Origin of the sequence: Dysgonomonas hofstadii, assembly GCF_014196915.1 — a bacterium.
Lineage (GTDB): Bacteria > Bacteroidota > Bacteroidia > Bacteroidales > Dysgonomonadaceae > Dysgonomonas > Dysgonomonas hofstadii.
Window position 1 is genome coordinate 151,849 of record NZ_JACIEP010000002.1, and the last position, 12,530, is coordinate 164,378.

Sequence of the window (12,530 nt, forward strand, 5' to 3'; positions counted from 1 at the left end):
TGATAGTAGCTTCGGTTAAGGCTGTGAATGATTGTAAAATAGCTAATATCAGTTTCTTATATTTGTATTGAATTTCTCTGTTTTCTTAAATTCGCTAAATTCGACGGAATATAAACTTGCTGATGGTGTTTTTGAAAATTCGTTGTATTCATATCCTCCTAATATATAGAGTTTTTCGTTGTGAAAATATATTTCCGCGTATTTAAGGTTCAGGTTTATAAGGTATGCGTTTATTTCCCCGTTCCTGGTGTTGTAAGTTTGTATTTTTCCATCATCGAAAATGTAAATAATATTGTCATTGTAAGTGATGGCTGGTCTTTCGCATGGATATAAGAGTAATGTCCCGGTATCCCATTTTCCTGATGACAAGTCGTACAATTCGATTGTCTCCAACGCTTTTGTGTTGTATCCACCGATAAGGTATGCCTTGTTTCCAATAACGATTCCTTTGGCTTCTTTACCTTGCGGCATGTCTCCCAATTGGTACCAGTAACCTGTTTTGAGGTTTAACAGGTGGATCTTATCCGAATAGCTTTTTGTTTCTTTTACGCTTGTTTCCCGGAATTTAACGGAGCCTCCCATCACAATGATATTGTCTTCGCAGATATCCGACATGAAATTTATTGCCTGATGTGGATTTGTTTTATCGGTATGTATTTTGTCTTTTCTTATATCATATATTTCCAGAGTTTCGTCGAGATATTCGAATTTGCGATTTGTTGATAATCGTTTACCACCAAGGATATATAACTTTCCGTTGAAATAATTCATATTAAGGTATGCCCGGTCTTTAAATTCATGTTTGGATGTTTCCCATTTGCCCGATGTTATGTCATATATATACATCTTGTTATTGTAAGCGACCCATTTCGTGGAACTTTCCAGCCTTTTTGCAAATTCCTCAAACATAGCTTCATTTCCTCGTTCCTGAGCATGGGGATTCGCTTCCGACATGGCTTTTAAACCATCATCCTGTTCAACTGATTCATTACCTCCCACTACATATATTTTGTCGCCAACCAGTTGTGCGCCAAAAGAAAATAACCCTTTTGGCATCGATGCCAGTTTTTTATAACTGAGGAATGGTTTCAGTTCTATTTTTTTGCCTTCTACGGTCACTCCTTGCAGAGAGCGGGTGTTTTCCGTAAGGAATACCGTGTAGTTATTGTCTATTGTCTCTCTCAGTGAAATACTTTTGCCTGTGTAACTCACATGGGAGAAATGCAGTATATCGGTTTCTTTGATTTTAGGTAAATCTTTCAGGAAGAATTCACCATCCTTGTTTGTGACTGTTCCTTTTGTAAGATCGTCGGATTGTACCGATACTCCTTGTATGGGGGTGTTTGTAGCCTGATCCAGAACCTTTATTTTGTTTTGGGCAGATAATGGAAGCAATACTGAAAACAGGATGATGATTACTGTCGTAAAAAATCTGTATCTAAGTGTGGATCTCATATTATCAAATAAAAAGTTATTTATCTATACTATAAACTCAGTAGTCAGAGGAGTTAAGGCATAGTAATAATCAACTTGACTACTCTGACTACTTTAACTACTAAAAAACAAAAACTATGGCTAAGTACACAGAAGAACTAGTATCGGAAATCATATCATTGATCGAATCCGACATTTACACAGTAAAAGAACTATGCATGGTAGCGCGTATCTCCCGCGAAACCTATTACCAGTGGCTCGACACCAAACCCGAATTTAAGAAAGCGGTGGATGAAGCCATGAAGCAACGGGACGAGATGCTGGTGTCCATTGCCCGTGCTTCGCTTCGCAAGAAACTGGAAGGTTATACACTCGAAGAAGAGAAAGTGGTGTACGAACCTGCCAAAAGCAATCCGCATGTGCAGATAGAAAAATCACGGGTAGTAAAGAAGAAACAATATCCGCCGAACTTAGCGGCAATCAAATATGTGCTGGAACAGGAAGAAAAACGTAAGGAGAAAGAAGCGGCAGAAAAGCCGAAACTACGGCAGCAAATTATCTATGTAAATAACCAACATGAGGCAGACTTATTTATTCAGCTGGATAAACATCTGAACGGAGCGGATAGTGAAGTCATCAGGATGGCAACAGAAGAAGAAAGAGAAAAAATTAAGAATGAAATGCCTTGTTAACTGATAACTGTTGACTGATATGTCAGGTTTTGTTTAGTGTACTAGAAAAAAGTATACTAGTTTACTAGAAGGAATATTAATAAAACTAGCAAGCTAGTAAACTTGGAACTAGCAAACTAAAAATTATGTCAGGTTTGTCAGGTTTTTATTTAAAACCGCAGAATAAAAGGAACCGCACAGAGTTTTATTGAGTCTCATAAACTAAAGGATTATAATAATTGCGACTTTGCGTCTTTGCGAGAAGACAAATTGACTGTTGACTGTAAAAAATGTTACCTTTGCAAAAACATTTTTTATGGCACCTATTTTACAGGTAGAGGGACTTGCCAAAAGCTTTGGCGACTTAGTATTATTCACCGATATATCCTTTGGTATTTCCGAGGGAGAGCGTATCGGGCTGATCGCGAAAAACGGTTCGGGAAAGACTACTTTACTCAATATATTGACCGATAAAGAACCTTATGATAAAGGCTCGGTAGTATTCCGTCGTGATCTGCGTATAGCTTATCTTGAACAAGACCCTGTATATCCCGAACACCTGACGGTTTTGCAGGCCTGCTTTCAGTCGGGAAATGAGGTCACAGACCTGATAGCCGAATATGAAAGGGTTATCAATTCAAAGGATCATAGTAATCTTGATGCTATCCTGCAAAAGATGGATATGCTTCAGGCATGGGATTACGAACACAGAGCCAAGCAGATTCTGGGACAGTTGAAGATCACAGACTTCGAGCAGAGAATATCGGAGTTGTCGGGAGGACAACTGAAACGGGTAGCACTGGCTAATGTGCTGATAACAGAACCCGATCTTATTATTCTGGACGAGCCTACCAATCACCTCGACCTCGATATGGTGGAATGGCTCGAGGAATACTTACAGCGTTCGCGCCTTAGTCTGCTGATGGTAACGCATGACCGCTATTTTCTCGACCGTGTATGTAATGAGATCATCGAGATAGACCAACAACAGCTATACCGTTACAAAGGCAATTATTCCTATTATCTGGAAAAACGGGACGAGCGTGTCAGCGCTCAGAATGCAGAGATAGACCGTGCGAACAACCTGTTGCGAAAGGAACTGGAATGGATGCGCCGGCAGCCACAGGCACGGGGAACGAAAGCAAAATCACGCATCGACGCTTTTTACGATCTGGAAAAGAAAGCCGAACAGATACGGGATGCCGGAAATGTGAAACTGCAAATGAAAGGCTCGTATATCGGCAACAAGATATTTGAAGCGCAGCATGTGTATAAGTCTTTCGGGGATATCCGGATTCTGGAAGACTTCAACTATGTTTTCGCCCGCTACGAGAAGCTGGGAGTAGTTGGTAATAACGGTACGGGTAAATCCACTTTCATCAAAATGCTGATGGGTGAAGTACAGCCCGATAAGGGGGGATTCGATATCGGGGAAACGGTGAAATTCGGTTATTATAGTCAGGACGGCCTGCAGTTTGACGAACAGATGAAAGTGCTGGATGTGATACAGAATATAGCGGAGGTCATCGATTTAGGAAATGGTAATAAACTGACGGCTTCGCAGTTTCTGCAACATTTTCTTTTCCCGCCCGAAAAGCAGCATAACTTTGTCTACAAGCTGTCGGGAGGAGAAAAACGCCGACTTTACCTGTGTACAGTTCTTATCACCAATCCAAACTTCCTTGTACTGGACGAGCCGACGAATGACCTCGACATCGTTACGCTGAATATATTGGAAGAATACCTGCAACAGTTCAAAGGTTGCGTGATAGTGGTATCGCACGACCGCTATTTTATGGATAAGGTGGTCGACCATCTGCTGGCATTCCAGGGACAGGCAAAGATCAAGGACTTTCCGGGCAATTACACCCAATACAGGGAATGGAAAGAGATTCAGGAAGCGTTGGAAAAAGAAAAAGAGCAACAGACTAAACCAAAAGAAGAGAAGCCTCAATCGGCAGTTCCCAAGCAAGATGAAAAGAAAAAACTCTCTTTCAAGGAGAGGAGGGAGTTTGAGGAACTCGACACCCTGATACCGAAACTGGAAGAAGAGAAAGCAAATATAGAAGCGGAACTTTCGAGTGGAATACTTTCGAGCGACGACCTCATAACTAAATCGAACCGTATAGGTGAACTGATAGATGAGATAGATGAGAAGACCATGCGTTGGATGGAATTGAGTGAATGGATATGAAAAGAATGAGGCTACTCTTATTGATGTTTTGCACAGTGTATACTTCCTTACAGGCTACCGAGTGCGCAGACAGATTCTTTATAGAAAAGCATGTGAATCTGGCTATCTGTAAAAACCATGCACGTGGATTGGAAGAAGCCGCATTATATTATAGTGGAGTAGCCAAAGCATTAGATGACTATATTGCCCTCCGTATCGAGCGAGGGGAATTGCAGGATAAGAAATTTGAAATCTATATGCTCGATCCTATCCTTACCCGTCCGCATATCTTCCTTACACAAAGTAAGAAAGGATATCACATAATGACAGGGAGGGCGCATACCTTAGATGAGCTATTGTGTATGGTGGATGAATTCTCCAAACTGGATTTCACGGCAATAGACGTAATTGTCGATAGTTACGATGAAAAAGAATATGACAGGCAGGAACAACAACTAGATAAGTTGGAGAAAAGATTATTCGGCAAACAGCTTCCACAAACGGATATAGAGCTTATAAAAAATAAAGAATATATAACCCACCAGCAGAATAAGCTGAAGCTGGTATATAAGAACGATAAGGTAAAATGCCTTATAGACGAAGTCGAAATACAAACCGAGCTAAAAGGTTTACCATGGAATATTCAGGATCGGTATATTTTTCAGGAATGCGGGGTGTTTAAAGTCTATCAGGATTCTGCGCTTATCAAAACATTCCGGTATCAGGGAAATGATGAGTGGGAATGTGAGTATATGGACTATGCAGAAGTATTTAATAAATGGGTAAACTTCAGATTGTATGGCTATAACCAATATAGCTACTCTTATGATAAAAACAGATTTTATTATACCGGAGATAAAAAGGATTGAAGTTGTATCAAAATCAGAAAACTTTATCTATACATAAAAGGTTAACATAAGACATTGTGTTGACAGAATAATTATCTTTTATAATTAACGCCAATCAGTAGTTGAAGTTATTATGTTTGTAATAAATAATCGTTCGTTTTTTTGTGCTACGCGCAATCGGAGATTGCTTGTGTTCCTTTTGGCCAAATCCCCAAAAGGAACCAAAAACGCTTTGGTGGCTCATCCTTCGTGCGACCCGTTACAGGCTCACGGGCTAAATGGAAAGATTGTCCTGCGGACGCTTTCCATTTCACGCCCCGCTGAGCAGATGGTGGGTCTGTGAGGACTGCAGCCTTGATTTTTTGTAACTTTTTTATCAAGAAAAAAGTTGAAGAAAAACGAACGATTAAATCTATCTACTGATTCACATAATTCTGTAATATATTGGCTACTGACAGAAAATATATACAACGGTTCCTCTCCATTATAATTATTATTATCATGGGAGGAATCTTATTCTACTTGTTCAGCCCCGAAGAATCAGGTTTTTTCCCAGTGTGCCCATTCCACTACCTTACAGGATATGACTGTCCGGGCTGCGGTTCACAACGGGCTTTACACCACCTGTCACATCTCCATCTCAGAGAAGCATTCCTAAGTAACCCTCTGCTGATTATCGCTATTCCGTTTCTTATATCCGGCATTTATCTGGAATACTTCGGGGGAAAAGAACGACACCCAGAAATAAGAAAAGCCCTTTATAGTAAAAGGGCTGTCTATATTATTCTTGCAATAATTATTTTGTTCTGGATCGGGCGAAATGTCGGTTAAGGAGTTATGAATTATGAGTTATAAATTATGAATTTTTCTCCATTTATAATTCACAATTCACTTTTTCACCGGTTCTACCTTATATCCCAGCTTCGCCAACTGGTACAATATTCCTTCTTCCCCTGCCAGATGAAGAGCACCCACAGCGATCAGATTTGATTTATCTTTCAGTATGGCAGGAAGTTTTTCCATCCACTTGTTATTACGATCTTTAAGCAATGCATCCTGTTGCTCCTGCGAAGCCTGACATTCATCATCGGGATTATTAAAAGAGAAATTGTACATTCCCATCAGATCTCCTTTATGATACAGGCGGTTCAGCTCATCCAGTTGTTCTTTTGCATCATCTTGTTGCCCTACCGCACATACCAAAGCTTCGGCCTGCTCTTTTAACGGCGTGGCATCGAATAAGGCATATATCTGGTCTTCCACACTTTCCAATCCCAAAACCGGTTTTTCTTTTTCCTTTGCTATGCGCTGCACATAAGCATCGATAGCCTCATGGCTCATCGGATTGAATCCCGGATATATTTTCGTATAAAGAGTAATCGTGTAAAGCATTGAGATCATACCCGGCTTAAGGCTTCCCAATTGCGCCAGTCCTGCACCCACCACATTACTGACTCCTGCATCAAGCTTTGTATAATCTTCCGGAGATAATAGGGTATGATACGTCTCTCCGGCAGGCATCATGGCCGATTGTTGTATCTTAGTTTGCATAGCTGCCTGGTCTGACATGACCAGTTCTCCCACTGTCTGCTCTGCATTCTCCATCACATCTTTCAGGCCTGCTATGCTATCCACAAAATTCACATGAACAAGATGATGGGTTCCTAGTATATAAGACGGCTTATCCAGCCCATTCCCCGATACTTTCCAAAGCAACGAGCCTGTATAACTTTCCGCATTCTGCGCAGATGCATTCAAGTTCAGCAACAAAGCTAAAATGATAACCGACAAAAAAGATGTAATAACTTTCATATTCTTCATTTATAATTTTTCATTCTTCATTTTCTTCGAACTCTTCCACTTCTTTTATTGCGGCTTCAAGTTTCTTTATATTGTTCCAGTAAAGTTTTTTATATGTAAAGATAACAGCAACAAAGGCAATTGCCATTGCTATTATATATATAAAAGAGGGGATGCCTTCATCCGAAAATTCCCAGTATCCAAGAAACAGTACAAAAGCAATGAACCAGACAAGACCGACAATGAATTCTTTGTATATTATTTTCCGGTAACGATAAACCTGATTGGATATTTCGGTAATACTATGCTGTGCCATATCTACTTCTTTCAACTTCCGGTATTTATATAATTGCCAAAGTATACCCAACAAAACTGAAATAATGTAGCTAACAGCCACCGGCATGTATTTTCCAAAGACAAGATAACCTATCGGTAAGCATATTATCAACATGATAATTCCAAATCTCTCATATTTCAGCAAACTATTAAAGGCACTATGTCCTTCATTCGACAGCATCTTCCGGATTTTATCATCATCGATATCCGGCCTGATATCTGTTTGCTGCCATGTTTTTTTTATATTATCCAGATCCATAATAATTCCTTTATTCGTTCGACATCTGCTTTAGCTTATCCTTTATCCGGCTCAGTTTTGTAGCCACATTGGTTACCGAAAGACCAGTGATCTCGGCTATTTCCTTGTACGACTTGTCATCGAGATAAAGTAATACTAAAGCGCGTTCTATTTTCCCCAGACGATTTATCAGCTTATATAATTCCTGTATTTGCTCATTATTCTCCACCTCTTCGGGCACATCTACCGCAATATCCACATACGCCATGTTTTTTTTATTCCTGCGATAAAACGACACACAGGTATTCAGCGCAATACGGTATATCCATGTCGAGTATTTACTCTCGCCCCTGAATGATGGAAAAGCCTTCCACAGGTTGAGCACAACTTCCTGGTATAGATCTCCTATGGGATGATCGGCGTCGGTATAGAATGAAGTTACTTTGTATATAACACCTTCATTCTGCCGTATCATCTCCATAAACTGAGTATCGTTTTCAGTTGTTCGCACCATCTGCGGAATTCCTTTTTATTATTATATGTCGCAAAAACTTCTGCTTTGTCACAACATACAAGTTATTTTCTATTTAATTACGGGCTAAAATTAGAAATATGACCCTAATATTCGATATAAATCAGCGGCAAATTTTGCTCTACCTGCGAATAATTATTTCCTTTGTAAATATGAAAAAGATAATAAACCCATGGGAGGGAGTGGAAGGATATATGTGCTTTGCCTGTTCGCCCCAGAATCCGAACGGACTACATATGGAGTTCTTTGAGGACGAGGATGATGTTGTAGCACTTTGGAAACCTACAAAATATGAACAGGGATGGCTCGACACACTCCATGGCGGCATCCAAAGCACCCTGATGGATGAAGTGGCGGGATGGGTGATTGTGCGCAAGCTGCAAACCACCGGAGTTACATCCAGGCTGGAGGCAAAATTTATGAAAAGCATCTCCACTAAAGAACCTCAGATATCTGTCCGGGGCCGGATAAAAGAGCAAAAACGAAATGCAGTCTTTCTGGAAACGGAAATATTCGATTCGCAGGGAGAATTATGCGCACGGGCCGACCTCGTATATTTTATCGTTAGTCCTGAAAAAGCATCGGAAGAATTTTACTTCAAAGGATGTAAGATAGAGGGAGAAAAGTAGATTTATATAAACCTCATTTTGTATTCTTTAAATCCTAATTATAAACACATAACGCCATGAAAAAAACAGTAGTTCTTGTTATAGCATTTTCAGCATTACTATCGGCATGTACCAGTAATAATGAAAAAAAAACGGACAGTAACATAGGTAACAGTAACGACATTGCTGTTATGGAAGACATCGATCTCACATTCTCGAATATCAAATTCTCGAAAGCAATAAACGGGGCAGAAAAGCATTACAATGTAAGTGATAACGAATTGGATATCGATGGCATCACGGGCACAAACTACTTTATATCGCCCGACGGAGGCCGCAACGAGGCTACCGCCCCTATCCTATTGTCAGAAATAGACAATACCAAACCATTCACCTTCACTACCCGCCTCGAAAGCAAAATAGAAAAAATCTACGACGCTGGTACAGTATATATCTATGTCGACAATAATAACTGGCTGAAATTTGCTTTCGAATGTGACGAGAAGTTTCGCCATCGCGTGGTCACAGTCAGGACTGAAGGCTCTTCGGACGATAACAACCACGATATTATCGGCCAGGATTATGTATACCTGCGTATTTCGTCAAGCACCAAACAGATTGGCTTCTATTATTCACCTGACGGAGAAGATTGGAATATGGCCCGTATATACAGAAATGAATACCCCGCAAAAATATGGCTGGGAATCAGTTCCCAGTCTCCTAAGGAAGGCAATAACCTTGCGTGCTTCAGGGATATGGGCCTGACAGAAAGTTACATCTCGAACCACAGAGCAGGAAATTAATAGAATAAATTCTATTATTCTTTGCTTCAGGCTCTTATAAAACAGGCTATTCTTTTTTACAGGATGGCCTGTAATTCGTGTGTTTTTTCGTATTTTTGTATAAAATCAAAATCAGACACAACAGTGAAAAAAATAATCTGCCTGCTAATGATATTCATTAGTATATATGCTTGCAACATTAATAAAAATATGACAAAAGAAGAAGTAGCACTGATAAACAACGGGCCCGTAAATACGCCCTACAGGGTATTATTAACCACAGACAAAAAGGATTCCCTCTTTCTGAGGCAAAAATCAACTGATCTTGATATAAATAACATAGCGGAAAACAAAGACCTGCAATTTTTTATCGAAAGGCTGAAAATGACCCTGGCTGTAGAATCGGGTGTGGGTATAGCCGCTCCGCAAGTCGGACTGGGAAGAAATCTGTTTCTTTTTATGCGTATCGACAAACCGGGAATACCGGTGCAGGTGGCAATCAATCCTCGCATCGTAGCGCACTCCGGCGAAACCATATGCTTTGAGAATGACGGATGCCTGTCAGTTCCTGAATTATCAGGAAATACCAACCGTTATCCATGGATAGAAGTAGAATACTACAACGAAAAAGGAGAACTGATCAAAGAACGGTTGTCGGGTCATTCCCGTGAGGGCGATTTCACCGGAGTTATCTTCCAGCACGAGTTTGATCACCTGCAGGGAACTCTTTTCATAGACAGGCTGTGCGAATAATGTTATAAATGCGAAAATTTATCTGATATAATGAGCGAAAAAACATCCTTATATCAGTGAAAATTGTACATTTGTGCTGATAAACGAATAGGAGTTAGTTAGGAGTTATAAATTAAGAGTCATGAAATTAACTACCTACTACTGTCTACAGTCTGCTAACTACTAACATAAATATTGATAAAACTTTTACGAATATGAATGCAATCGACTGGTCAAATCTGTCATTCGGATATATGAAGACAGACTACAATGTGAGAAGCTATTACAAAGATGGCAAGTGGAGTACCCCGACAGAAACCGGCTCGGAGTATATCGACATTCATATGGCAGCCACATGCCTGCATTATGGACAAGAAGCTTTCGAAGGCCTGAAAGCTTTCAAAGGAAAAGACGGGAAAATCCGGATTTTCCGTATGCGCGATAATGCCCTGCGTATGATATCCTCCAGTCAGGGCACCTTGATGGCCGAACTCCCGGTAGAAATTTTTGAAGAAGCCGTAGTAAAAGCCGTTAAACTCAACGAACGCTTCGTTCCCCCTTACGGCAGTGGAGCTTCACTATATATCCGCCCGCTACTTATAGGAATGGGTGCACAGGTAGGAGTAAAACCTGCCAACGAATACCTGTTTGTTGTTTTTGTAACACCGGTAGGCCCTTATTTTAAAGAAGGATTTAAACCGACACCTGTAGCCATCCTAAGAGGCTACGACCGTGCCGCGCCACTAGGCACAGGTACAATAAAAATAGGCGGGAACTACGCCGCCAGCCTTGTTGCCGGCGATAAAGCGCACAAAATGGGATATTCTGCCGTACTATACCTGGATGCAAGAGAAAAGAAATATCTGGACGAATGCGGCCCTGCCAATTTCTTCGGAATTAAGGATAATACATATATCACACCTCAGTCTTCATCCATCCTGCCATCTATAACAAACAAGAGCCTGATGCAACTGGCCGAAGACATGGGATTAAAAGTAGAACGCCGTCCTGTACCCGAAGAAGAATTGGCGACATTCGAAGAAGCCGGACAAGTAGGAACTGCTGCCGTTATCAGCCCGATATTAAGAGTCGACGATATAGATGAAAATAAATCTTACGTTATATCCAAAGATGGGAATGCAGGCCCGGTCAGCACCAAATTATATAACAAACTGAGAGGAATACAACTTGGCGATGAGCCTGATACTCATGGCTGGGTAACAGTCCTCGACTAACAACCTCGAATGGCAAAGAGCGGAGGCTTTTGTTAACTGCTGACTGCTAACTGATTATTTTATTTATGGAGCAAGTACAGACACAGGAAAGAATGGTGCTGCGCACCGAAAATCTTGTAAAGAGATACAAATCGAGAACAGTTGTAAACCACGTTTCGATAGACGTAAAACAAGGAGAAATTGTAGGTTTGCTGGGTCCTAACGGAGCCGGCAAAACTACAACCTTTTACATGACAGTGGGACTGGTTATTCCCAACGAAGGAAAAATATTCCTGAATAACCAGGAGATAACCAAGTTTCCGGTTTACAAACGGGCACAGAACGGCATCGGCTATCTGGCACAGGAAGCCTCTATTTTCCGGAAAATGACTGTTGAAGATAATATCCGTTCTGTACTGGAAATGACAAAGACTTCACCCGAATATCAAAAAGAAAAGCTGGAAAGCCTTATAGATGAATTTGGACTTCACAAAGTGCGTAAAAATCTGGGAGACAGATTGTCGGGAGGAGAGCGCCGCCGTTCGGAAATCGCCCGTTGCCTGGCCATCGACCCCAAATTCATCATGCTCGACGAGCCTTTCGCCGGAGTAGACCCTATTGCCGTCCAGGACATTCAGGAAATCGTTGCGAAACTTAAATACAAAAACATCGGTATCCTCATCACCGACCACAATGTAGACGAAACACTCAGTATCACCGACCGCGCCTACCTCCTTTTCGAAGGGAAAGTACTCTTTCAGGGAACAGCTGAGGAATTAGCTAACAATGAAATAGTTAGGGAGAAATACCTCGGGCGGGACTTTGAACTGAAACGCAGGAATTTTGAATACCTGAATGAAACTGAAAACAGAGAAACCGGCATATCAGATATAATAGATGCCGGCACCGATCTATTTTTATAAATATCTATCTCATTTTCAAGTCAATTTACTACAGACTAAGCAAATAGGGAACACCTAAAAGCACTGTTCCGTTAAGTTTTGTCTTTGCACCACCTCTGTTGAACGAAAGTGAATTGAATTATCAATCGCCAAAGCGCAGGCGAGGCAAAATCGGCAGAGTGAAGCGGATCTAAACATCACTTAATATAGGAGAAATATCCTTCCCTGTGGTCAGGATGACAAAAGAGTATATCAGTTAT

14 protein-coding genes are annotated in these 12,530 nt (G+C 40.8%); 10 read left to right on the forward strand and 4 right to left on the reverse strand.

Going from position 1 to position 12,530, the window contains the following annotated elements; genetic code table 11:
• Positions 1 to 48 precede the first annotated feature (48 nt).
• A complete protein-coding gene (locus GGR21_RS02630; RefSeq protein WP_183305623.1) occupies positions 49 to 1,455 on the reverse strand; it encodes a carboxypeptidase-like regulatory domain-containing protein in 1,407 nt (468 codons plus the stop codon).
• A 116-nt stretch (positions 1,456 to 1,571) separates the two neighbouring features.
• Between GGR21_RS02630 and GGR21_RS02635 the strand changes: the two genes are divergently transcribed.
• The 5 genes from GGR21_RS02635 (at position 1,572) to GGR21_RS02655 (ending at position 5,957) form a co-directional block, all read left to right on the forward strand.
• Entirely contained in the window at positions 1,572 to 2,126 is a 555-nt protein-coding gene (locus tag GGR21_RS02635; RefSeq protein ID WP_183305624.1) for a bacteriophage terminase small subunit, read from the forward strand.
• A 295-nt stretch (positions 2,127 to 2,421) separates the two neighbouring features.
• Positions 2,422 to 4,299 (forward strand): ABC-F family ATP-binding cassette domain-containing protein, encoded by a 1,878-nt coding sequence (locus tag GGR21_RS02640; RefSeq protein WP_183305625.1) that lies wholly within the window; start codon positions 2,422 to 2,424, stop codon positions 4,297 to 4,299.
• Positions 4,300 to 4,304: 5 nt separating this feature from the next.
• Positions 4,305 to 5,147 carry a hypothetical protein gene (locus GGR21_RS02645; RefSeq protein ID WP_183305626.1) on the forward strand — a complete coding sequence of 281 codons (843 nt, stop codon included), beginning with the start codon at positions 4,305 to 4,307 and terminating at the stop codon, positions 5,145 to 5,147.
• A gap of 112 nt (positions 5,148 to 5,259) precedes the next feature.
• Positions 5,260 to 5,469 carry a hypothetical protein gene (locus GGR21_RS20775; RefSeq protein ID WP_221232885.1) on the forward strand — a complete coding sequence of 70 codons (210 nt, stop codon included), beginning with the start codon at positions 5,260 to 5,262 and terminating at the stop codon, positions 5,467 to 5,469.
• Positions 5,470 to 5,627: 158 nt separating this feature from the next.
• The gene (locus tag GGR21_RS02655; RefSeq protein WP_183305628.1) at positions 5,628 to 5,957 is read left to right on the forward strand and encodes a DUF2752 domain-containing protein; all 330 of its coding nucleotides are present in this window, start codon (positions 5,628 to 5,630) and stop codon (positions 5,955 to 5,957) included.
• A 57-nt stretch (positions 5,958 to 6,014) separates the two neighbouring features.
• Here GGR21_RS02655 and GGR21_RS02660 read toward each other — a convergent pair whose 3' ends face one another.
• From GGR21_RS02660 to GGR21_RS02670, 3 genes are read right to left on the reverse strand one after another with little or no spacing between them, the layout of a single operon-like run.
• Entirely contained in the window at positions 6,015 to 6,938 is a 924-nt protein-coding gene (locus GGR21_RS02660) for a TraB/GumN family protein (protein WP_246347974.1), read from the reverse strand.
• A 19-nt stretch (positions 6,939 to 6,957) separates the two neighbouring features.
• Positions 6,958 to 7,521, reverse strand: a complete 564-nt coding sequence (locus tag GGR21_RS02665; RefSeq protein ID WP_183305630.1) for a hypothetical protein — start codon at positions 7,519 to 7,521, stop codon at positions 6,958 to 6,960.
• Positions 7,522 to 7,531: 10 nt separating this feature from the next.
• Positions 7,532 to 8,014, reverse strand: a complete 483-nt coding sequence (locus GGR21_RS02670; protein ID WP_183305631.1) for an RNA polymerase sigma factor — start codon at positions 8,012 to 8,014, stop codon at positions 7,532 to 7,534.
• A 170-nt stretch (positions 8,015 to 8,184) separates the two neighbouring features.
• Between GGR21_RS02670 and GGR21_RS02675 the strand changes: the two genes are divergently transcribed.
• The 5 genes from GGR21_RS02675 to lptB all read left to right on the forward strand — a co-directional run bounded on the left by GGR21_RS02675 (position 8,185) and on the right by lptB (position 12,291).
• Entirely contained in the window at positions 8,185 to 8,661 is a 477-nt protein-coding gene (locus GGR21_RS02675) for a PaaI family thioesterase (protein ID WP_183305632.1), read from the forward strand.
• A 56-nt stretch (positions 8,662 to 8,717) separates the two neighbouring features.
• Complete coding sequence (locus GGR21_RS02680; RefSeq protein WP_183305633.1) at positions 8,718 to 9,443, forward strand: DUF1349 domain-containing protein; 726 nt, start codon at positions 8,718 to 8,720, stop codon at positions 9,441 to 9,443.
• Positions 9,444 to 9,632: 189 nt separating this feature from the next.
• A complete protein-coding gene (locus GGR21_RS02685) occupies positions 9,633 to 10,175 on the forward strand; it encodes a peptide deformylase (protein WP_183305634.1) in 543 nt (180 codons plus the stop codon).
• Positions 10,176 to 10,348: 173 nt separating this feature from the next.
• Positions 10,349 to 11,389 (forward strand): branched-chain amino acid aminotransferase, encoded by a 1,041-nt coding sequence (locus GGR21_RS02690; RefSeq protein ID WP_317169858.1) that lies wholly within the window; start codon positions 10,349 to 10,351, stop codon positions 11,387 to 11,389.
• A gap of 65 nt (positions 11,390 to 11,454) precedes the next feature.
• Positions 11,455 to 12,291: an LPS export ABC transporter ATP-binding protein gene (lptB, locus tag GGR21_RS02695; protein ID WP_183305636.1), complete on the forward strand. Its 837-nt coding sequence runs from the start codon at positions 11,455 to 11,457 to the stop codon at positions 12,289 to 12,291.
• Positions 12,292 to 12,530 lie beyond the last annotated feature (239 nt).